This is a genomic window from Trinickia terrae (genome assembly GCF_005144415.1).
GTDB lineage: Bacteria > Pseudomonadota > Gammaproteobacteria > Burkholderiales > Burkholderiaceae > Trinickia_A > Trinickia_A terrae.
In genome coordinates, this window is the sequence record NZ_SWJE01000008.1 from 435,591 (window position 1) to 456,071 (window position 20,481).

The 20,481-nt window shown below is 65.2% G+C and carries 17 protein-coding genes and 1 pseudogene; 5 read left to right on the plus strand and 13 right to left on the minus strand.

The window, feature by feature from the left end:
* Window positions 1-120: 120 nt before the first annotated feature.
* Together FAZ69_RS17055 and FAZ69_RS17060 are read right to left on the minus strand one after the other, a co-directional pair.
* Window positions 121-1,500 (minus strand): TAXI family TRAP transporter solute-binding subunit, encoded by a 1,380-nt coding sequence (locus FAZ69_RS17055; protein ID WP_136896229.1) that lies wholly within the window; start codon window positions 1,498-1,500, stop codon window positions 121-123.
* Between the two features lie 21 nt (window positions 1,501-1,521).
* A complete protein-coding gene (locus FAZ69_RS17060; RefSeq protein ID WP_136896230.1) occupies window positions 1,522-1,911 on the minus strand; it encodes a VOC family protein in 390 nt (129 codons plus the stop codon).
* Window positions 1,912-2,062: 151 nt separating this feature from the next.
* Here FAZ69_RS17060 and FAZ69_RS17065 point away from each other — a divergent pair, with 151 nt between their 5' ends.
* Window positions 2,063-3,121 carry a phytoene/squalene synthase family protein gene (locus tag FAZ69_RS17065; RefSeq protein ID WP_136896231.1) on the plus strand — a complete coding sequence of 353 codons (1,059 nt, stop codon included), beginning with the start codon at window positions 2,063-2,065 and terminating at the stop codon, window positions 3,119-3,121.
* A 32-nt stretch (window positions 3,122-3,153) separates the two neighbouring features.
* Window positions 3,154-3,486 carry a hypothetical protein gene (locus FAZ69_RS17070; RefSeq protein ID WP_136896232.1) on the plus strand — a complete coding sequence of 111 codons (333 nt, stop codon included), beginning with the start codon at window positions 3,154-3,156 and terminating at the stop codon, window positions 3,484-3,486.
* A 7-nt stretch (window positions 3,487-3,493) separates the two neighbouring features.
* Here FAZ69_RS17070 and FAZ69_RS17075 read toward each other — a convergent pair whose 3' ends face one another.
* Window positions 3,494-4,237: an isochorismatase family protein gene (locus tag FAZ69_RS17075; protein WP_240702278.1), complete on the minus strand. Its 744-nt coding sequence runs from the start codon at window positions 4,235-4,237 to the stop codon at window positions 3,494-3,496.
* A gap of 40 nt (window positions 4,238-4,277) precedes the next feature.
* On the opposite strand from FAZ69_RS17075, the gene FAZ69_RS17080 reads away from it, so the two are divergent.
* A complete protein-coding gene (locus FAZ69_RS17080) occupies window positions 4,278-5,189 on the plus strand; it encodes a LysR substrate-binding domain-containing protein (protein WP_136896233.1) in 912 nt (303 codons plus the stop codon).
* A 27-nt stretch (window positions 5,190-5,216) separates the two neighbouring features.
* On the opposite strand, the gene FAZ69_RS17085 is transcribed toward FAZ69_RS17080, so the two are convergent.
* The 4 genes from FAZ69_RS17085 to FAZ69_RS17100 all read right to left on the minus strand — a co-directional run bounded on the left by FAZ69_RS17085 (window position 5,217) and on the right by FAZ69_RS17100 (window position 9,254).
* Window positions 5,217-5,987, minus strand: coding sequence for an ATP-binding cassette domain-containing protein (locus FAZ69_RS17085; RefSeq protein ID WP_136896234.1), 771 nt, complete (start codon window positions 5,985-5,987; stop codon window positions 5,217-5,219).
* Window positions 5,987-6,991 (minus strand): ABC transporter permease, encoded by a 1,005-nt coding sequence (locus tag FAZ69_RS17090; protein WP_136896235.1) that lies wholly within the window; start codon window positions 6,989-6,991, stop codon window positions 5,987-5,989. The genes FAZ69_RS17085 and FAZ69_RS17090 overlap by 1 nt, the downstream gene beginning before the upstream one ends.
* Complete coding sequence (locus FAZ69_RS17095; protein ID WP_136896236.1) at window positions 6,992-8,074, minus strand: sugar ABC transporter substrate-binding protein; 1,083 nt, start codon at window positions 8,072-8,074, stop codon at window positions 6,992-6,994. It abuts the gene before it with no gap.
* Window positions 8,075-8,525: 451 nt separating this feature from the next.
* The gene (locus tag FAZ69_RS17100; protein ID WP_136896237.1) at window positions 8,526-9,254 is read right to left on the minus strand and encodes a FadR/GntR family transcriptional regulator; all 729 of its coding nucleotides are present in this window, start codon (window positions 9,252-9,254) and stop codon (window positions 8,526-8,528) included.
* 448 nt (window positions 9,255-9,702) lie between these two features.
* On the opposite strand from FAZ69_RS17100, the gene FAZ69_RS17105 reads away from it, so the two are divergent.
* Both FAZ69_RS17105 and FAZ69_RS33970 read left to right on the plus strand, forming a co-directional pair.
* The gene (locus FAZ69_RS17105) at window positions 9,703-10,293 is read left to right on the plus strand and encodes a BPSL1445 family SYLF domain-containing lipoprotein (RefSeq protein ID WP_136896238.1); all 591 of its coding nucleotides are present in this window, start codon (window positions 9,703-9,705) and stop codon (window positions 10,291-10,293) included.
* Between the two features lie 126 nt (window positions 10,294-10,419).
* Window positions 10,420-10,578, plus strand: a pseudogene (locus FAZ69_RS33970) (amidase family protein); the annotation flags it as partial.
* A 59-nt stretch (window positions 10,579-10,637) separates the two neighbouring features.
* On the opposite strand, the gene FAZ69_RS17115 reads toward FAZ69_RS33970, so the two are convergent.
* From FAZ69_RS17115 to FAZ69_RS17140, 6 genes are all read right to left on the minus strand, one after another.
* On the minus strand, window positions 10,638-13,694 hold the full coding sequence (locus tag FAZ69_RS17115; RefSeq protein WP_136896240.1) for an efflux RND transporter permease subunit: 3,057 nt from the start codon (window positions 13,692-13,694) through the stop codon (window positions 10,638-10,640).
* A 12-nt stretch (window positions 13,695-13,706) separates the two neighbouring features.
* Complete coding sequence (locus tag FAZ69_RS17120; protein ID WP_136896241.1) at window positions 13,707-14,858, minus strand: efflux RND transporter periplasmic adaptor subunit; 1,152 nt, start codon at window positions 14,856-14,858, stop codon at window positions 13,707-13,709.
* Between the two features lie 104 nt (window positions 14,859-14,962).
* Window positions 14,963-16,465, minus strand: a complete 1,503-nt coding sequence (locus tag FAZ69_RS17125; protein ID WP_136896242.1) for an efflux transporter outer membrane subunit — start codon at window positions 16,463-16,465, stop codon at window positions 14,963-14,965.
* An 84-nt stretch (window positions 16,466-16,549) separates the two neighbouring features.
* Window positions 16,550-16,789 carry a hypothetical protein gene (locus FAZ69_RS33305; RefSeq protein ID WP_169708675.1) on the minus strand — a complete coding sequence of 80 codons (240 nt, stop codon included), beginning with the start codon at window positions 16,787-16,789 and terminating at the stop codon, window positions 16,550-16,552.
* Between the two features lie 25 nt (window positions 16,790-16,814).
* Window positions 16,815-18,491, minus strand: a complete 1,677-nt coding sequence (locus FAZ69_RS17135; protein WP_136896243.1) for a YadA family autotransporter adhesin — start codon at window positions 18,489-18,491, stop codon at window positions 16,815-16,817.
* Window positions 18,492-18,558: 67 nt separating this feature from the next.
* Window positions 18,559-20,238 carry a YadA family autotransporter adhesin gene (locus FAZ69_RS17140; RefSeq protein WP_136896244.1) on the minus strand — a complete coding sequence of 560 codons (1,680 nt, stop codon included), beginning with the start codon at window positions 20,236-20,238 and terminating at the stop codon, window positions 18,559-18,561.
* Window positions 20,239-20,481: the final 243 nt, after the last annotated feature.

A 20,481-nucleotide genomic window follows, 5' to 3' on the forward strand; every position in this document is an offset into this window, starting at 1 on the left:
TACGCTTTGCCCCTTCCCGGTCCCGGGGAGGGACGGACTAAACGGACCGCCGCGAAAACAAGTTTTCACGCAAACCTCAAACTAGCGATCCACCGAACAACCGGCATCATCAAGCGACTCTCAGCTACGCGGATGCGCTAATTCTTCAAACGAGCCCGCTTTCACCGAATGCGGATCGTTCAAGTGCGCGCGCACGAAGTTGACGTGCTCGCGCAGCACGTAGAACCCGTCCGCATAGGCGAGCGGCATGCGCAGGTGATTGAGCGACTCTTCGATCTTGTCGAGCTCGGCGATGAGCTTCTGCCGCTCGTCGGCGGTCGTATCGCTCATCACGCTGCGCTCGATCGCGATCAGCGCGCCGTAGTAGCGGTAGATGCGCGAGCGCACGCGCCAGCGGAACAGGGCCGGGATGAGCCGCAGGCCCGGGATCAGCAGCACCGCCACCGGCAGCAGCAGGAACAGCATGCGGTCGGTCACCGTCGCGAGCCAGAACGGCAAGTTGCGGTAGAGAAAGCTCTTGCCCGACTTGTAGTAGCGCGTCGCATCTTCGCTGATCGGATATTCGTGCGCGACGGGGCTCGGGAATTGGCCGGCGCGCTGCAGCAGTCCCGCCGTGCCGTGGACTTCCTGCGCGGCCTCGACGATGAGGTCCGAGATCGCGGGGTGCAGGCTCGGGCGGGCGACGATCTCGACCGTCGGGCTGATCAAGTGGACCGTTTCGGGCGGCATCGTGCGGCGCAGGTCGAGCACGCCTGGCGGCAAATCGATCTCGTCGAGATAGGGAAAGAGCCGCGTATAGGCGTCGGCCTCGCTGAAATTCATCACGGCGATGCCGGGTATCGTGAGCAGCCTCGTCATCAGCGCGCGCGTGGCCGAGTCGCCGCTCAAGAGCGCGGCGTCGACATTGCCCTTGACCAGTTCCGTCGCGGCCTGCAGGCCGTCGTACGGCAGCAGGGCCGTATCGCCGCCAGGCACGATGCCGTTGGCCGCGAGCAGCTTGAGCGACAGCATGCGCGTGCCGCTGCCCTCGCGGCCGATCGCGATCCGCTTGCCGTCGAACTCCGAGAGCTGCGTCATGCCATGCCCGCGATAGAACACCACGATCGGCACGTAGAACACGCTGCCGAGCGACATCAGCGACGACGTGTCCACGCCGTCCGCCACGCCGCCCTGCACGAGCGCGAGATCGACGTGCTGCTTCGGATCGAGGAGCCGATGCAGGTTCTGCACCGAGCCGTCCGATTCCAGCAGCTTCAAATGCACGCCGTTGCGCGCGAGGATCTTCCTGTACTCCTCGGCCGCCTGCATGAACCCGCTGTCGCGCGGCCCGACGCTCATCGTGATGGTGCGCGGCGGCGCGGGATCGACGAGCCAGACGATCGCCGCGACCGCAAGCACGAAGAGGAAGAGGATCGGCAGCGAGGTCAGCGCGAGGTCGCGCCATACGGGATGGGCGTGGTCGCGCAGAAAGTGCGGCGTGTGCGGGCGATAGCGTTTCATGAGGTCGATCGCGGCCCGGGCTCAGCGGTCGGCCGTCTCGAAGTTGAGTTCGACGCCGTTGCCGGCCGGGTCGGCGAAGAAGATCTGATGCTGGCCCGTGGCCGGCACCTCGCCGGTCGTGTAGGGGATGTCGAAGGCGCGCAGGCGGGCCTCGTGCTCGGCCACGCCGGTGCACGAGAAGGCGACGTGGTCGAAGGTATTGGCGACGTTCGCGGGGCGGTGCTCGCCGGGCCCGGCTTCGGAGAGGTGCAGCACGGCTTGCTCGCCGGCATAGAGCCAGAAGCCGTAGTGCTGGAAGGGCGGACGATGGCCGAGTTCGAGGCCGACCACGTCGATGTAGAAGTCTTTCAGCGCGTCGAGCACGTCGCGCGCGGCCCGCAGGTTGTAATGGCTGAATCCTTGGATGGACATAGGGATGCTCGATGACGGCGACAGGAGGGAGACGGGTTCATTCTACTGCGCTAAAAGCGGTCCACGGCAAGGGCATTGACGAGCCTGTGCGCGAATGCCGGATACAATTCGGCTGCGCTCGGCCAGCGCCTCTACCAACCTGATTCCGTTCATGAGCAACCAAACTCGGGCCTTCCTGCTTGGCCCTCTGCTGAAAGGCGTTTCGCGTTCGTTCTACCTCACGCTGCGGGTGCTGCCCGCGGGGATGCGCGATCCCGTAGGGCTTGCCTATCTGCTCGCGCGCGCCGCCGATACCATCGCGGATACTTCGCTGATTCCGCCCGGGCAGCGGCTGGCGCTGCTGCTGGCGCTGCGCGGCGAGGTCAACGGCACGTCGCGCGACGCGGCGCTGACGCAGCGTCTGGCAGGGGAGGTCGCGGGTCAGCAGGCGCAGTCCGACGAAAAGGTTTTGCTCGAATCGATCGGCCCGGCGCTGGAGGTGCTGACGCAGTTGAGCGAAGCCGATCGCCGTGCGGTCCGCGATATCGTGACGACGCTCACGCAGGGCATGGAATTCGATCTGCGCACGTTCCCCGACGAACGCAGCGGACAGCTTGCCGCGTTGCGCGAATTCGCGGAGCTCGATCGATATACGTATCTGGTCGCGGGATGCGTCGGCGAGTTCTGGACCCGGATGACCGATGCGCACGCGCCCGGCGCGCTCAAGGCCGATCTCGGCGCGATGCTGGAGCGCGGTGTTCGCTTCGGCAAAGCGCTGCAGATGGTGAACGTGCTGCGCGATTGCGGGAAGGACTTGCGCATCGGCCGCTGCTACTTGCCGTCCGCGATGCTGGAGCGGTTCGGCCTGAGTGCGCAGGACCTCATGCAGCCGGACGCATCGCTGCGCGCGCGGCCGTTGATGTTCGAGCTCGTGCGCACGGCGCTCGATCACTTCCGCGCCGCGCTCGACTACATGCTGGCGCTGTCCGCATGCTCCGTGCGCTTGCGCCTCGCTTGCCTGTGGCCGATCGTGATCGGCCTGGAGACGCTGCTGCTCCTCGTGCAGAACGAGCATTGGCTCGACCCGTCGAAGGTGTCGAAGGTGAAGCGCAGCGACGTCTACCGCATCCTCGCGCGCTCGCTGCCGGCCGTGCCGTCGAATGCGTTGCTGAGGTCGTGGGTCGAGCGGCTGACCAGGCAAATCGAAGCCCGCCTGAGCGCTGCTACCTGACGACGAAGCCCGCCCCCGCGGAGAATGCAGCGATGGACAAACTCGCCACCTACGTTGGCGCAATCCACGGCCAGCCGAGCGCCGTGAAGATCGTGGGCGTTGAGACGAAGCGGGAAAGCTGGAGCGACCAAGGGTTCGACGTCGACCGTCAGGAAACCGTGTACTCGTTCGATAACGGCGTCGTGATCCGGCGCGTGGTGGAGCTCGACGATTTCCCGGCGGACCTGGCCTGCGCCGAATGCTGGATCAACTACGACGTGATCGAGCATGGCCGCGGGCGGACGGTCAGCCCGTCGAGCAAGAGTTTCGATAACGCCTGCCGCGAGACGTTCTGGCTGAAGTTCCATTCGGAGCCGCGCGTCTAGCGCCGGCTCAGCTCTGGGAAAAGTATTGCTTCAGACCGTAGACCAGACCGGCAAAGGGAATACCCAACGCGGCATAGACAGCCTCGGCCTCCGGCGCCGCGTTATCGGCAAGAATCTCGACGGCCACGTTCGAGTAGCCGACAGGAATCACCCCCGCCTGCTGCATGCGAAGGACGCCCATGTCGACTTGCGTTTGACTGAACCCGCCCGATGCGTCGATGACCGCAAAGCTCGAATAGCCGTCCGCGATGGCAGAAATGGCGGGAAACGCGAGGCATACGTCGGTGGAAATGCCGGTGACGATCAACTTGTTGCGGCCCGTGGCTTTCACCGCCTCGACCACACGGCGGTCGTCCCAGGCATTCACGGTCGTGCGCTCGATACGCTCGATTCCAGGAAGCGCGTCCGTCAACTCCGGAATCATCGGCCCCCACATTCTTTCCGTCGTGGTCGTGACGATCACCGGCACTTTGAGCGCAAGGGCTGCCTTGGCGAGTCCGACAACGTTGTGCTTGAGCTGAAGTGTGTCGATATCGCGTACTCCGCTGTACAGCCCGACTTGATGATCGACGAGCAGCAAAACGGCGTTGTCACGGGTCAGGCGTTCGAGGAACCGGGAAGAATTCGAGTTCATGGTCTTGCCTCCTTTCGATGGGTTGGTTGCCGCCGGTGCAGCGGTTAATTTATGCACCGGGCTTGGAATCACTATATTCGTGAGACAACCATGGAACAATCCGCGAAAATTGGACATATCGTCCCACCCATGGGACTTTGAACCAAGGGGAGCCGCCGTGCTGGATCTGAACGACGTCTACTACTATGCGCAGGTCGTGGAGCACAAGGGCATCACTGCGGCAGCGCGCGTGCTTGACCTGCCGAAGTCGAGCTTGAGCCGACGTATCCTTGCCCTCGAGGCGAAACTTGGCGCACGGTTGATCCAGCGTACGTCGCGACGCTTTGTCGTGACCGAGATCGGTGAGGCGTTCTACAAGCATGCTGTCGCGATGCTTGTGGAAGCGGAGGCGGCGGAGAGCGTGGTTCGTCAACGCACGGCGGAGCCAAGTGGAACGATTCGTTTCTCGTGCTCGGTAGCTTTTGCCCAAGTTGCGATGGCGGAGCTGGTTCCGACATTCATGGCCCAGTATCCGCGGGTGCGCATCGTTGAGCACGCAACCAACCGGCAAGTCGATCCGGTCCATGAGGGTTTCGACCTGTGTCTGCGCGCCCATTCGACACCGCTGCCGGACTCCACGCTCGTCCAGCGGCCGCTCGCTCAGGTGCCGTGGCATCTCTTCGCTGGCCCGGCCTATCTGCAGCGAAAGGGGGTTCCAGACACACCGGCGGCACTTGCGGCCCATGACGGCATCGCGATCAGCGGGATGCGCGACGCGCACGCATGGCGGTTGTGCGACGCGCGGCATCCGGATCGGATGGAAGTCATTCCCTTTGAGCCGTGCCTGCAAAGCGACGACATGGCGACCCTGAAGGTCGCGGCGTGCCGCGGCATCGGCATTGTTGCGCTGCCTGGTTACGTGGGACAGGCCGAGGTCAGGAAAGGACAACTGGTACGCGTGCTACCGCAATGGACTGCGGGAGTCGCGACGATCAGCCTGCTGATGCCGTCCCGACGCGGTCTGCTTCCCTCCATTCGAGCGTTCGTCGATTTCCTCGCGGAACACGTGCCGGCCGCCGTGCAGGTGTGATCGTACTTGCAGGAAGCGTGGGACCGCTCAATACGAATTCGACCGCATCGCGCGATATTCGCGCCGCACGATATCCATCAGCTCGGCCACCGAGGTGCTCGCCGAGTCCCGCTGATACGTCACATGCCCGCGCTGCATCAGCATCACGCGATCCGCGATGTCGAGCGTCTGCGCGTAGTTGTGCATGATCATCACGATCGAGATGTTCCCCTTCTGCTTGAGCCGCATGATGAGGTCGATGATGAGGCCGGCCTCGCGTGCGCCCATCGCGGCGAGCGGCTCGTCGAGCAGCAGGATGCGCGCATCGGAGTTGACCGCGCGCGCGACCGCGATCGCCTGGCGCTGGCCGCCCGACAGCTTCTCGACCGGCAGGTCCACCGACGGCACGTTGACGCCGATATCTTCGAGACATTCGGCGGCGCGGCGGCGCATCGCGCGGTTGTTCAGCAAGCGGACCGGCCCCGGATAGACGATCTCGCGATTCAGGAACATGTTGTGATAGATGGAGAGCGAGTTCGCGAGCGCGAGGTCCTGATAGACGCATTCGATGCCGAGCGAGCGCGCATGGTCGACCGAGCGCAGCAGGGTCTCCGCGCCGCGCACGAACACCTTGCCGCTCGTCTGCTGATGAAAGCCGGTGAGGATCTTCATCAGCGTCGACTTGCCCGCGCCGTTGTCGCCGAGTATGCCGAGGATCTCGCCTTCGGCGAGCGTCAGCGACACGCCGTCGAGCGCGGTCACTGGGCCGAAGCGCTTGACGATGTCCTCGACGCGCAACGCTTCCCTTGCGTCCGGCATCACGAGTCTCCCTTGTTGCGCGCGAGACGCGTCACGTGGATGTTGAAGATCATGGCGACGAGGATCGCCGCGCCGAGAATCATGTTGAACGTGAAGGCGTTGATGCCGATCAGCGTGAAGCCGTCGTTGAGGATGCCGAGCACGGCTGCGCCGATGAGCCCGCCGATGATGGTCCCCGAGCCGCCCGCGAGCGGCGTGCCGCCGATCACGGCCGCGGCGACCGCGAGGAACATGATCTGGTTGCCGCCCGCCTGCGGATCGATCGAGGTGATGCGAAAGCCTTCGAGGATGCCCGTGAAGCCCGCGAATACGGCGGCGATGATGAAGTTGCCGAGCTTCAGGCGATTGATCTGAATACCCGCCTCGCTCGCGCCGAGCGGATTGGCGCCGGCCGCCACCGTATGCAGGCCCCAGCGCGTATGGCGCAACAGCACGTGCATGAATGCCGCGATCACCACGGCCCAAATGATTTCGCTGTAGCCCCACGCGCCCATGACGGCCGCGAAGCCCGCGTCCTCGGGCGGCGAGACGGGCGTGCCGCGCGAGATCGTCAGCGTGAAGCCGTTGACGAAGAAGAGCGTGCCGAGCGTGGTCACGAATGACGGAATGCGCAGGTACACCGTCAGCGCGCCGTTGACGAAGCCGACCGCCGCCGCGGCCAGCACGCCGAGGAGCAGCGACGCCGATGCCGGCAAGCCCGCGTCGTTGGCGAAGTGCATGACGAACGGCGCAAACGCGAAGACCATCCCCGCGGACAGATCGATCTCGCCGCCGATCATCAGCATGATCTCGCCGCACGCGATGATCGCGGCCGGCGCGATGAACTGCGACAGGTTCTGCAGGCTCGCGTTGGTGAGCAGGAAGTCGTGATTGACTGCCTCGAAATACGCGCTGAGGATCACCGCGACCAGCAGGATGCGGGCCTCGCTCGATCGTGTGAGCGCACCCGCCCAGTGCTTCTTCGGGCGGGCGCTTCTTTTACCGCTGCCGGTCACGGATGCCATTTACGATTTGATTGCGCCGCTGTGCGGCACGATTTGCGGCTTCGTGCTCTTGCCTTCATAGCGCGTCGAGGTGTTCAGATACGGATCGACGGTGCCCTTGGTGACGAACTTCAAGCCGGTGTTGATGTTGGCCGGCCCGACGAGCCCGCCCGAGGCCAGGAACACGAACGCTTCCATCATCGTGTAGAAGCCTTGCACGTAGGGCTGCTGGTCGATCGTGAAATCGAGCACGCCTTCGTGGATCAGCTGGACGGTGCGCGGCAAGAGATCGAAGCCGCCGCCGTGCACGCCCTTCGATTGCAGGCCCGACTCCTTCATCACTTCGGCGACGCCCTGCGTGCTGCCCGCATCGACGGCGAACATGCCCTTCAGATCCTGATGCCCCAGGTAGAACGACTTGATCTTCGAGAGCTCTTCGTTGACCGTCGCGCCGGTGGCGATCATCTGCGCGTCGATGTTCTTGCCGGACTTCTTGATCGCGGCCATCGCGCCGTCCAGACGCGGCTGGATGTTGAGCTGGCCCGGCGTCGCGATGAACAGCGCGACGAGGCCGCTGTCGACCAGGCTCACGATGCGCTCGCCCATCTGGTAGCCCGACAGATACAGGTCCTGGCCGATATAGGCGAGCCGCGGATTGGTCGTGCCGGCCGGCGCATCGGCGTTGTAGGCGAACACGGGAATGCCGGCGTCGAGCGCGTTCTGGATGGGTTTGTCGAAGGCCTTGGGATCGACGATCGGCACGGCGATCGCATCGGCCTTGGCGGCGATCGCGGCGTTCAGCGCGTTGACCATCTCGGCGACGTCGGCGTTGGCCGAGCCGGTCCACTGATAGTCCATGCCGAACATGGCCGCCGCATCCTGAATGCCGTACTGCGTCGGCACGAAGAAGGGGTTGGTTGTGACGTGATTGACGAAAACGACTTTCCAGCGCTTGTGCCCGGGGAAGGGATTCGCTTCGGCCGCCTGCGCCGGCGAAATCGCGCCTCCCATCAGCGCTAGTGCCGTCGCGAGGCCCGCACCCTGCAGCAGCCCCCGACGCATGCCCTGGACTTCTTCTTCCTTGTCTCCGCGCTCCTGCGCCATGGCATCCTCCTAGTCTCCGTTCGTTGTTGAACACCACCTTCATCGAGGATGGAGCGGGCCGCTCATGGCATGAGCGAGGCCTGCTCCCGGTATGACAACTCCAGCGAAACCTGCGGATTCATCAAGTGTATGCGCGCGCATAACGACTGTCTCGAAAAATGCTATATCAGGCATTTTTCGCGAATAATCGATGTATACCCTTATATAGTCCGACTATTTTGCGCTTGGGCTGACAACGTTCAGGGATGCCGAATAGTCGGCAAATGGTGCTTTGCAATAGCCTTTCGAGCATGGCGCACGAGTGGGGCCCGTGGTCATCGGCTGGCGGCGCCTTTGTCCTAAATAGTAAAACTATATAGGCGCCTGAATAAGAAAATTGCTGGGCAGAAAATTAAGCGAAAACTACATCCGCTGGTCTTGCAACAGGCGGGCAATGCCGCGCCCGCGTTCGTCAAAGGACGTTGCGGCTGCCGACTTCGAGAATCGAATCGGCATCCACGCGGGCGTTCTCGAGCTGCACGAGGCTCGCATGGCGAGCGGCGAGCGGATCGCGGTTCTGGATCGCGACGAGAATCGCCTTGTGACGCGGCAGTGACAGCGCATGCGTATCCGGATGGCGGCTCGTCAGCTTGATCGATTCCGACAGTGCAAGCGACATCATGTTGCCGATGAACGCAAGCATGTCATTGTGAGTGGCGGCCATGATCGCGCGATGAAACTCGAGATCGGGCTCGAGCAGCGCGGCCGCCGTTTCGGCGCGCTCCATGCGCTCGTAGGCGGCGGCGATGCGCGTGAGATCTTCGTCGGTCGATTCGGTGGCGGCGAGCGCGGTCGCCGCCGGCTCGATGATGCGGCGCACCGTCAGCAGCGAGCGGAAGAACTCGCCTTCGGGAATGCTGTTGAGCGTCCAGAAGAGCACATCGGGATCGAGCATGTGCCAGTCCTCGCGCCGGCGCACGACGCTGCCCACGCGCGGCTTCGACACCACCAGGCCCTTGGCCACCAGCACGCGGGTGGCTTCGCGCAGCACCGGACGGCTCACGCCGTACATCTCGCACAGGCTGGGCTCGGGCGGCAGCCGCTCGCCGGGTGCGAGCTTGCCGCTGACGATCTGGATGCCGAGTTCCTGCACGATGCGCCCGTGCATGCTCTTGCGGTTCTGAAGGTGCCGGTAGTCCATAGTGATTGAGTTGCTGCGGGGCTGTCCTCATCGGAACGGAGGACGTTGGACGCACAGCCGGTGAGATGGCACGAGCATAGCATGCCACGTGCTGGAAAATGCCGAGTTGTGGCGGTTTGTGGCGATGGGCCGACTGCTGTTGTTGGCGAGCGACGGTGGAAATATCACTACGTTTCGTAGGGGATATGCGTTGCCCGCACATTTCGTGGAACCGGTACCGCATTCGGAGTCGTTTGCCTTGGCTAGATGTTTCGCAAGCCTGATCAATATGCGCCCGATACCTTGGAAATCGGGCGCCGCCGTCGCCTGAGTTTGTAAAGAAGCGTAAGCCGTGTTACGAACACGCTTGCGGGTTGGCGAGGCGCTGAACTCACCCTTGCCGTGCTGGTCTCACGCGCCTAAGGGCAATCTTTTGTGGGCATAAAATCTTTCCTTGGAGGAAACGGCCATGCATCGACGTCAATTCATCTTGAGCACCGGCGCGGTTGTCGCGGCGGGCGGACTTTCGCTTGCCGGCTGCACGACGACGCCTCTCGGCTCGGGAAACACCGACGCCGAGAACACGCAAAAGCGCAATGAGATCAACGCCGGTGTCGACGCCACGCTCGCTCGCCTTTACAACGCCGTGAGCGGCTCGCGCGAACTGCTCGAGAAGGCGCGCGGGGTGCTGGTGTTTCCGTCCGTGATCGCGGCGGGGTTCTGGTTCGGCGCGCAGTATGGCCAGGGCGCGCTGCGCGTGAACGGGCAGACGACGGGCTACTACAGCACGCTCGGCGGCTCGTTCGGCCTTCAGATCGGCGCGCAATCGAAGGCGATCATCTTTGCCTTCATGACGCAGGAAGCGCTCGACCGCTTCCTGCAGAGCCAAGGGTGGGCGGCCGGAGCGGATGCGACCGTCGCGCTCGTCAAGGTTGGCGCGAACGGGAACGTGGACACGTCGACGGCGACCGCGCCCGTCGAAGCCTTCGTGCTGACCAACGCCGGGCTGATGGTGGGGGTGTCGCTCGAAGGGACCAAGATTTCGCGGCTGCTCATCTGAGCAGAAGGCTGAAGCGCGTTGCACAAAACGTCTAAGGAATTGTGGGGTAATGCGGTGCGTGGAGTCCGCGCTCGATATCGCCGATTTTTGATGCGGTAGTCTCGCGCGACCGCAATGGACCGCAACGGCTTGAAGCCGACCGTCGGCAGGATCAGCCGCGACGACATCATCCCGATCTCGCACACGCAGGACACGCCCGGACCGATCACGCGCACGGTTGGCGATGCGGCGATCCTGCTGACCGCGATGGCGGGATCCGGTGACTGTGCCGGCGGGGTTCGTGCGGGGCTTGCCGGTGGGCGCGTCGTTCGTCGGGCCGCCGAGGAAGGGGTGACGAAAAGGGGCTAGGCGCGGGCGTCTTCGATATGAGCGCCCCGCTGGTGATCCGCCCCGATGAACATGTACATCGCCGGCACGACGAACAACGTGAACAGCGTCCCGATCGACAACCCCGTAAAGATCACGAGCCCCATCGCATTGCGGCCCGCCGCCCCCGCGCCCGACGCGATCACGAGCGGCACCACGCCCAGCACCATCGACGCCGTCGTCATCAGGATCGGCCGCAGCCGCACGCCCGCGGCTTCCTCCAGCGCCTCGCGCTTCGATCGCCCCGCGCGCTGCAATTCATTGGCGAACTGCACGATCAGGATGCCGTGCTTGCTGACGAGCCCCATCAGCGTGACGAGCCCGACCTGCGTGTAGATGTTCAAGGTGCTCAAGCCGATGTTGATGAAGATGAGCGCGCCGAACAGCGCCATCGGCACCGAGATCAGGATCACGACCGGGTCGCGGAAGCTCTCGAACTGCGCGGCGAGCGCGAGAAACACGATGATCGTCGCGAACAGCAGCGTGATGACGAAGCCGCCCGATTCCTGCACGAACTGCCGCGAGAGCCCCGAGTAGTCGACCGAATACCCGGTGGGCGCCACCTGCTTCGTCGCCTTGCTCAGGAAATCGAGCACTTCGCTTTGCGATATGCCCGGCACGCTCACGCCCGAGATCGTCGCGGAGTTGAGCTGCTGGAAGTGGTTGATCGATTCCGGCACGACCTTGTGCTCGATGTGCGTGATGGTCGAAGCGGGAATCACGCTGCCGTCGGGCGTGTGCAGGTAGTAGTCGAGCACTTGCGAGGGATTGAGGCGATCGACCTGTACCACCTGCGGAATCACCTTGTACGAGCGCCCGGAAATCGAGAAGTAATTGACGTAGTTGCCGCCGAGCCCCGCGCCGAGCGTCTGCCCGATGTCGCTTTGCGAGAGTCCGAGCGAGGCGACCTTGTCGCGGTCGACGACGAGCCTGGCCTCCGGCTTGTCGATCTTGAGATCGCTGTCGACAAAGAAGAACATCCCGCTTTCGCGCGCCTTTTGCAGCACTTGCGCGGAGATGTCGTTGAGATTCTCGAACGGCTCGGTCGTGCTGATGACGAACTGCACCGGCAGCCCGCGCGCGCCCGGCAGCGGCGGAAACTGGAATGCCGCGATGCGCGCGCCGGCGATCTGATTCCATTTCTGCTGCAGCTCCTCCTGCAATTCGGTCGCGCCTTTCTTGCGCTTGTCCCAGGTCTTGAAGAGCACGCCGCCGATGCCCTGGTTGATGGTGGGCGAGCCGGTCAGCTGGAACATCTGCGAGTATTCGGGCAGCGCCTTCGAGATCTCGAACACCTGGTCCGAGTAGGTCTGCATCTGCTGGATCGTCGCGTTCGGCGGCCCCTGGATCTGCGATAGCACGATGCCCCGGTCCTCCTGCGGCGCGAGCTCCGATTTGCTCGTCATGAACAGATAGACGGTGCCCGCGAGCAGCAGCGCGCCCATGATCGTGAAGACGGACCACGTATCGAGCATCCCGTGCAGCAGGCGGCCATAGCCGCGATGGACGCGGTCGAACTGGCGGTCGATGAATTGCACGAAGCGTCCGCCTTCCTGCTCGGCGCGGAAGAAGCGCGAGCACATCATCGGCGAGAGCGTCAGCGCGATCACGCCCGACACCGCCACCGCCCCCGCCAGCGAAAACGCGAACTCGGTGAAGAGCGCGCCGGTGAGCCCGCCCTGAAAGCCGATCGGCACGTACACCGCGACGAGCACCACGGTCATCGCGAGAATCGGCCCGCCGAGCTCGCGCGCGGCGATCAGCGCGGCCTCCATAGGCGGTTTGCCTTCGCGCTTCATGTGCCGGTCGACGTTCTCGACGACGATGATCGCGTCGTCGACGACGAGCCCGATCGCCAGCACCAGCGCGAGCAGCGTCAGCAGGTTGATCGAGTAGCCGAGCATCAGCATCACGAAGAAGGTGCCGATCAGCGAGAGCGGCATCGCGATCACCGGGATGATGACTGCGCGCAGCGTGCCGAGAAACAGATAGATCACGGCGGTCACGATCAGCAGCGCCTCGACGAGCGTCTTCACGACCTCGCTGATCGCGGTGTTCACGAAGTCGGTGGCGTCGTAGACGATTTCGCCGGTCATGCCGGTCGGAAACTGCTGCTGCAGCGCCGGAAACGCGGCCCGCACGCGCTTGGCGACGTCGAGGATGTTCGCATCCGGCGCAACCTTGATGCCGATGAACACCGAGCGCTTGCCGCTGAACGCGACGTTGAAGTCGTAATTGTCGGCGCCGAGCACGACGTTCGCGACATCCTCCAGGCGCACGATCGCGCCGTTCTTCTGCTTGACGACGAGCTGCTTGAAGTCGTCGACGGTATGCAGGTCCGTGCCCGCGTTCAGGTCGACGCTGACCATCTGCCCCTTGGTCGTGCCGAGCGTCGCGAGATAGTTGTTGTTGCCGAGCGCGGTGTAGACATCCTGGGCCGTCACGCCGTGCGCGGCCATGCGCGTCGAATCGAGCCAGGCGCGCAGCGCGAACTGGCGGCCGCCGAGCACTTCGGCGGTCTGCACGCCCTCGATCGAATCGAGCTTCGGCTTCACGACGCGCAGCAGATAGTCGGTGACGTTGTTGCTCGGCAGCACGCCGCTGTAGAAGCCCATGTACATCGCATCGGTGGTCTGCCCGATCTCGATGGTCAGCACCGGCTGCTGCGCCTGCGGCGGCAGCTGGTTGCGCACGGAGGCGATCTGCGTGTTGATCTCGGTGAGCGCGCGGTTGGCGTCGTAATTCAGGCGCAGCGTGGCCGTGATGACCGACGCCCCCGTGATGCTCGACGACGACAGGTAGTCGATCCCCTGCGCCTGCGCGATCGCGGCCTCGAGCGGCTGCGTGATGAAGCCGGCGACCGTATCGGCGCTCGCGCCGTAGTAGGCGGTGGTGATCGTCACCACCGCGTTCTCGGTCTGCGGATATTCGCTGACCTTCAGCGAGGCGAGCGAACGCAGGCCGAGCACGAGGATCAGAAGGCTCACGACGGCGGCGAGCACGGGGCGGCGGATGAAGATGTCGGTGAAGTTCATCGCGCGCGCCCCTTATTGCTCTTGAGGCGTGGGGTTGGGACTATCGGCCGGCTGCACGCGGTTGTCGATGATGAGCGGCGTGCCGTTCTTGAGCTTCAACTGGCCGCTCGTCACGACCTGCGTGCCTTCGGTCACGCCTTTCATGATCGCGACCTGATCGCCGCGCGTCGGCCCCGGCGTCACGAACACCTGCTGCGCGATGGGCAGGACCTTGCCCTGCGCGTTCGGCTGCGTGCCGGGCTTGACGACGAACACCGTCGCGCCGTACGGGTTGTAGGTGATGGCCGTCTGCGGCAGCGTCAGATAGCGCTCGACCGCGCCCGCATCGATCTTCACGTTCGCATACATGCCCGGCAGCAGCTTGCGCTCGTGATTGTCGACGGCCGCTTCGATCTGTACGTTGCGCGTGTTGGTGTCCACCTTCGGGTTGATCGAGAGGATCTTGCCGGTGAACATGCGGCCGCTATAGGCGCTGGTGTCGACGAGCACGGTCTGACCGACGGAGAGCTGTCCGAGCTGCTGCTGCGGCAGGAAGAAATCGGCGTAGATCGGATCGACGGCTTGCAGCGTCACGATCGCATCGCCGGGGTTGAGGTACTGCCCCGGGTTGACCGTCGTGATGCCGAGCCGTCCCGCGAACGGCGCGCGGATCGTTTTCTTGTCGACGAGCGCGGCCTGTTGCGCGACCTGCGCGTGCTTGCTGCGCAGGTCGGCTTCGTCCGAATCGAGCTGCGCCTTGGCGATCGCCTTGATCTCGTATTGCGCCTTGTCGCGCTGATAGACGGTCTGCGCGAGGTCCGCCTGCGCCTTGAGCGATTGGAGCAGCGCGACGTCGGTGTCGTCGTTGAGCCTGACGAGGATTTGTCCGGCCTTGACGTCCTGGCCCGAATTGAAGGCGATTTCGCGCACGAGGCCCGCGACTTCCGTCGTCACGTCGACGCCGCGCACCGCGCGCAGGCTGCCCACCGCCGTGAGCTGCGGTTGCCACGATTGATAGCCCGCCGTGATCGCGGTGACGGTGGCGGGCGGCGCCGAATTGGCCGCCATGAACTTCGCGAACATGTGCGCTCGGAACAGGTTGAAGCCGACCAGTGCGGCCAGCAGCAAGCCGACGCAGATCAGCATGATCGTCATGCGCTTGGCCATCGGTCGCTTCTCGTTCATCGTCATGTCCTTGCTCGGGTGGGGCGAGGTCCCTGCTCGTTGTAACGGTGCGTGCGGCTGTGTATTCCTGCGTGTGTTCGTTTCGGTCGGTTGCCAAGCCGAAATCAGTGGGACGTCGGTTCGGTTGCCGGCGCCGGCGCATTCCACCAGCCGCCGCCGAGCGCCTGGAACAGCGCGGCGGTATCGGCATAGCGCGACGCCTGCGCCTGCGCGAGGCTCACCACGGTCTGCTGGTATTGGCGCTGCGCGTCGAGCAGCGCCAGATAGCTCACGCCGCCCACGCGGTACTGGCCGCGCGTGAGCGTGAGCGAATCGCTGGCGGCGCGCCAGGCGTCGGTCTGTGCCTTCAGGCCGGTCGCGTCGTGATCGAGCGCGCGCAGCGAATCCGCGACGTTCTGGAACGCGAGCAGCACCGTCTCGCGATACTGCGCGCCCGCTTGCTCGTAGGCCGCCACGGCGGCGCGCTTCTGCGCGCGCAGCTGTCCGCCCCGGAAGATGGGCTGCAAGAGATTGGCGCCGATGTTCCAGACCGTATTCGCGGACTGGAACAAGCCGGCGGGCGTCAACGCCTCGGTGCCGTAGCTCGCGGACAGCGTGATCTGCGGATACATCGCGGCGGTGGCCACGCCGACCTGCGCGCTGGCCTGATGCAGCAGAGCCTCGGAGGCGAGGATGTCGGGCCGCTGCTTGACGAGCGACGACGGCAGGCTCACGGGCAGCGTCTGCGGCAGCGAGAACATCTCGAGCCGGAATTCGGGCAGACCGGGATCGCTCGGCAGCATGCCGGCGAGCACGGCGAGCTGGTCCCGCACTTGATCGAGCGATTGCAGCAGCGGCGGGAGCGTCGCGCGCGTTTGCGCGACCAGGGTTTGCTGTGCCAGCACGGCGGTGCGGGCGACGCCCCCCAGCTCGAACTGCTGGTTCAGGACTTGCAGTTGCTGCTCTTCGTCCGTCGCGATGCGCTTGGTGGCGTCGATCTGCGCACGCAGCGACGCCTCCTTGACGGCCGCCGTGACGAGGTTCGCCGTCAGCGCCAGATAGGCGGCCTGCAGCTGGAAGCGCTGGTAATCGATCTGCGCGGTGAGCCCTTCGAGCTGGCGGCGCGCGCCGCCGAACACGTCGAGCTTGTATGACACGTTCACCGACGTGTTGTAGAGCGTGAGTTCGTCGACGACGCCTGGCTGGCCGAACGTGACGCCATTGAGCTTCTCGCGCTGCGCGCCGAGTTGCGCATCGACGCTCGGCAGCAGCGAGCCGCCGAATTGCGCGCGGTAGTTCTCGTGCGCCTCGCGCAAGGCGGCTTGCGCCGCGGTGATGTTCGGGCTGTTGGCGAGCGCCTGGCGCATCAGCGCATCGAGCGGTTCGCAGTGAAAGAGCGTCCACCACTCGGCGGGGATGTCTTCGCCCGGAGCGAAGCGTTGCGGCGCGCCCGCGGCGCCCGGTGCGGACGCCGTTTGTTCGGGCAGCGGCGCGGCGGTGTAGCGATCGGTTTGCGGCGCTGGCGGCGCTCGATAGTCCGGGCCGACCATGCAGCCGGAGAGCAGGGCGCAGCCGCACGTCGCGGCGCACCAGCGCGGAAACCCGCGAGTACGCGGAATAGGAGCCATCGTCGATCCAACCTTGTGGGGATGATCGGGGCCAGCAGCGCTAAATCATATCTCCGCACGGGATGAAACGGAAACACCAAGCACTTAATTAATGCGCGGCGCCGCAATCAAAACGGCGCAACGAAGTCCTTGAAATATGACCATATGGTCACCTGTCACGCTCGCATGGACGACGACGTATTCAAGGCGCTGGCCGATCCGACGCGCCTGCTCGATGCGCTCTTCGAGCAGGAAGGCCAGACGTTGAGCGCGCTGGAGGCCCGCCTGCCGATGACGTGGGCGGGGGAGGCGTGCCACATCCCATCGTTTTTCGGCGCGAGACACGTGAATGGCTTGGGCGAAGTCGCTTCTACCAGCGGTAGCCCAGGCCGGCGCCGATCGTTTTTTCGCCGCCCGAGATGGCGGCGCCGATGTTGAGCACGGCGCGCGAGCTCCACAGGACGCGTTGAAAGTTCAGCGCCAGCGCGAGTTGCCCGCCCATCGCACCCATCCCGGCCGCCAGCCGGTTCGCCTGGGTCAACGCGCCGCCGATCGACGCCGCTTGTGTGAGCGCTGTGCTCATCGCCGCCATGCGGGCGATGCGCACATCCTGCTCGGCAAAGCGCTGGTTCATGTCGGCGCGCAGCTGGTCGGTGTAGGCGTTGGCTTCGTTCAGCAGTGCCTTGTCGTTGAGGTTGGCGTTGAGGATTTGCGCGGCCTGCGTGGCGAAGGTGTCGAGCTGGCTGACATTGACTGCGTCGGTGCCCGATACGCCGTCGGCCACGTTGACGATCTGACGTTCCGCGCTTGGGCTGCCTATCGACACGGTGTTCGCGCGCGTATTGGTGCTGTTCGCGCCGAGCGAGATGCTGTTGTCCGCTTCTGCGCTGGCGTTGTTGCCGAGTGCCGTGGAGTCGACCCCGAGTGCCTGCGCGCCCACGCCCAGCGCGGAGCTGCCCTCCGCGGCGGCATACGAGCCGGTGCCGTGAGCCATGGCGTTTTCGCCCGAGGCGATGGCATTCGCCCCGAGTGAGATGCCGTTGAGGGCGTTGGCGTTGCTGCTGGTGCCGATCGCCATGGCGTTTTCGCCCGAAGCCTGTGCCAGTGACCCTAGTGCGACGGCTCCTGAGCCCGATGCCACCGCCCGCGTGCCCATCGCCATTCCGAATGCGCCGCTCACGCGTGCGGCGGTGCCGATGGCCACGGCGTTGTCCGCGCCGGCACTGACCAGGGCGCTGGTGCCGAGCGCCGTGGCGTTGATGGCGGCGGCTGCTGCATCGGCCCCGAGCGCGAGGGCATTGGCCGCCTGCGCCGCCGCCTGGAAGCCGATCGCCATGGCGCTCGTGCCGTTCGCCGCGGCCGCCACGCCCATCGCTACCGTGCTGGTCTGGCTCGCCGCCGCTTCGGTGCCCAGCGCGGTAGCCTGTGCCGCGGTGGCTTGACTGCCGGTGCCGAGCGTCGTGCTGTTGAGCGCGCTCGCCAGGCTGTTGGTACCCACCGCCAATGCGGACTGCGCGGAGGCCGTGGCAAACGTGCCGAGGGCCCCGCTGTTCACGCCGCCTACGTTTGCCGATGCGCCCACCGCGACGGCGGCTTCGGCCGTGCTCTGTGCGTTGGCCCCGAACGCAAAACTGTAATGATCCAGCCCGACCGTGCCGACGCCGAACGTGGCGGCATCCCGGCCCGGCGACTGGCTGTTCGCGCCCACGGCCAACCCGCCCTGTCCCGTCGATCCCTGAGCCTGAAAGCCGACGGCGTTGCTTAGGAGCGTCGGAGCAGTGGCGTTGACGCCCAGCGTCACCGATTGGAAATTGCTCCTAGTGCCTGAGTTCGTGACGGTGCCGACGGCGACGCCCCCTTGCAGATTGGTATTCGCCCCAGCGCCCAGCGCGACAGAGTTGGCGTTGTTGGTCGTGGCATTGGCGCCGCAGGCCAGGCTCCCGGTGCCATTGGCATTCATGCCGGCGGGGCCGACACAGGTATCGCCTGCATAGGCCGAGCTGGGGAATCCGAGCGTGCTGCTGGCCATGCAGGCCAGCAGGCTCAATCGGATCAAATCTGTTGTGCGGGCTGTTCGGAGTGGGTGAGCGGTCAATCGCACGGAGGCTCCGCCGTTACCAACCGATGCCGGCGCCGGCGCCAAATGTCCGCTCACTGCCCGCGATGGCGCCGCCCACGCTTACTGCCGAGCGGCCGCCGCCGAACACATGCTGATAGTTCAGCGCCAGCGCCGTCTGCCCGCCCATGGCGCCGGTCCCTACGCTCAGGTGGTTCGCGCCGCTCAGCGCGCCGCCGACCCCGGCTGCCTGCGTGAGCGCCGTGTTCATGGCGCCTACACGCGAGATCCGCACATCCTGCTGGGCAAATCGGCTGTTCATGTCGCTGCGCAATTGGTCGGTGTAGCTATTGGCCTCCGACTCCACCGTTGCGCCTGCTTGGTTGATGATGTTGGCCGTCACGTAGTTGAGCTGGTTCACGTTGATGGCGTCGGTGGGGGCCGTTCCATCGGCCACGTTGACGATCTGCCGTTCATTGCCGACGGAGCCGACCGACACCGTGTTGGTACGCGTAGTGGTGCTGTTGGCGCCGATCGCCACGCTGTTTGCCGCGTTGGCCGACGCATTGTTGCCGAGCGCCGTGGCCGGGCTGGCCGTCGCCTGCGCGCCCACGCCAAATGCCGTGCTGCCGTTGGCCGATGCAATGGCGTTCGTGCCGTGAGCCATGGCGTTGACGCCGATCGCCTGCGATTGCGTGCCCATCGCCATGGCATTGGCGCCTTGCGCGACCGCTTGTGTGCCGATCGCGATGGCGCTGGCGCCGCTGGCGCTTGCGTTGGTGCCTAAAGCCATGGATCGCGAGCCGGTGGCGGACGCGTTGTAGCCCACGCTGACGGACGAGGCGCTGGAGGCGACCGCATTGCTGCCGATGGCGATCGCGCCGGTGGCGCCCGTATTGATCTGCGCGTTCGTACCGATCGCGATGGAATTGAGCCCGCCCGCGGCGGTGTCGGCGCCCATCGCAACGGCCCCCGAACCGCTGGCCGCAGACTGGAAGCCGAGTGCGACGGCGCCCACGCCGCCCGTGTTGGCGCCCACGCCGGCCGCAACCGAGTTGGCCGTTGCGGCGACGCTGTTCGTGCCCAGCGCCAGCGCACTCGGCGCGCTCGCCTGACTGGCCGTGCCGAGCGCAACGCTGTCGGCGCCGCTCGCCACCGTGCCGTTGCCCAGAGCCACGGCGGCGCTGGCGCTGGCGGCGGCCCCGGTTCCCATGGCGACGCTTTGGTTGCCCGTGGCCTGAGCCGTGGCGCCGACGGCCAAGGCCGCCTCGCCGCTGGCCGTGGAATCGCTGCCGAGCGCGGCGCTGTTGTCCTGACTTGCATTGGCGCGGATGCCGAGGGCGATGGCGCCGCTGCCGCTGGCCTGCGCGTTGCCGCCGATGACGGTGGCGCCGGCGCCGGAACTGGTGGCGCCATATCCGACCGCCACACTCCCTATCCCGCTGGCGTTTGCGTTGGTACCGGTGGCCGTGGCGGTGCTGGCTGCCTGCGTGTTGTAGCCGACCGCCACCGCGTTGTCCGCTGCGGAGGCCGACGAGCCGACGGCCGTGGCGTTGGTGGCATTGGCCGTGGCGCCGCTGCCGCACGCGAGGGCATTGGCGCCGTTGGCGGAGGCGGCTCCGGCCGGGCCCGCGCAGGTATCGCCCGCCCATGCCGACCCCGAGCCACAGACCAGCAGGCTGACTGCGCCAACGGTTGCGATAAAGCGGAAAGAGGAAGGCGGAACAGGTCGTCTCATGAGCGATCTCCGGACGTGCTGATGTGCGCGATTAAGCGGGCGGGCTGCTGCCGGGTTTCTTATGACGCGTTGCGTGGGGTGCAAGGGTGTGAAGAAATGTATTCGATGACGAGTCGTATACGCAATGCAGATAATGGCGTGCGGGTCATTTTTTTAATTTTCGTTATCCTGATCGATATATACGAACAGGTCGGTCTTATTGCACTTTTCAGACCTTAGCGCTTGGCATGAACGTGTTCATTC

What these genes read in the sequence shown, in the direction of transcription:
- FAZ69_RS17095 (WP_136896236.1), bottom strand. Translation starts at nt 8,074, where the DNA reads ATGGCGCAGGAGCGCGGAGACAAGGAAGAAGAAGTCCAGGGCATGCGT.
- FAZ69_RS17070 (WP_136896232.1), top strand. Translation starts at nt 3,154, where the DNA reads ATGGACAAACTCGCCACCTACGTTGGCGCAATCCACGGCCAGCCGAGC.
- FAZ69_RS17100 (WP_136896237.1), bottom strand. Translation starts at nt 9,254, where the DNA reads ATGGACTACCGGCACCTTCAGAACCGCAAGAGCATGCACGGGCGCATC.
- FAZ69_RS17090 (WP_136896235.1), bottom strand. Translation starts at nt 6,991, where the DNA reads ATGGCATCCGTGACCGGCAGCGGTAAAAGAAGCGCCCGCCCGAAGAAG.
- FAZ69_RS17140 (WP_136896244.1), bottom strand. Translation starts at nt 20,238, where the DNA reads ATGAGACGACCTGTTCCGCCTTCCTCTTTCCGCTTTATCGCAACCGTT.
- FAZ69_RS17075 (WP_240702278.1), bottom strand. Translation starts at nt 4,237, where the DNA reads ATGTCCAATTTTCGCGGATTGTTCCATGGTTGTCTCACGAATATAGTG.
- FAZ69_RS17085 (WP_136896234.1), bottom strand. Translation starts at nt 5,987, where the DNA reads ATGCCGGACGCAAGGGAAGCGTTGCGCGTCGAGGACATCGTCAAGCGC.
- FAZ69_RS17125 (WP_136896242.1), bottom strand. Translation starts at nt 16,465, where the DNA reads ATGGCTCCTATTCCGCGTACTCGCGGGTTTCCGCGCTGGTGCGCCGCG.
- FAZ69_RS17105 (WP_136896238.1), top strand. Translation starts at nt 9,703, where the DNA reads ATGCATCGACGTCAATTCATCTTGAGCACCGGCGCGGTTGTCGCGGCG.
- FAZ69_RS17115 (WP_136896240.1), bottom strand. Translation starts at nt 13,694, where the DNA reads ATGAACTTCACCGACATCTTCATCCGCCGCCCCGTGCTCGCCGCCGTC.
- FAZ69_RS17120 (WP_136896241.1), bottom strand. Translation starts at nt 14,858, where the DNA reads ATGAACGAGAAGCGACCGATGGCCAAGCGCATGACGATCATGCTGATC.
- FAZ69_RS17055 (WP_136896229.1), bottom strand. Translation starts at nt 1,500, where the DNA reads ATGAAACGCTATCGCCCGCACACGCCGCACTTTCTGCGCGACCACGCC.
- FAZ69_RS17065 (WP_136896231.1), top strand. Translation starts at nt 2,063, where the DNA reads ATGAGCAACCAAACTCGGGCCTTCCTGCTTGGCCCTCTGCTGAAAGGC.
- FAZ69_RS17060 (WP_136896230.1), bottom strand. Translation starts at nt 1,911, where the DNA reads ATGTCCATCCAAGGATTCAGCCATTACAACCTGCGGGCCGCGCGCGAC.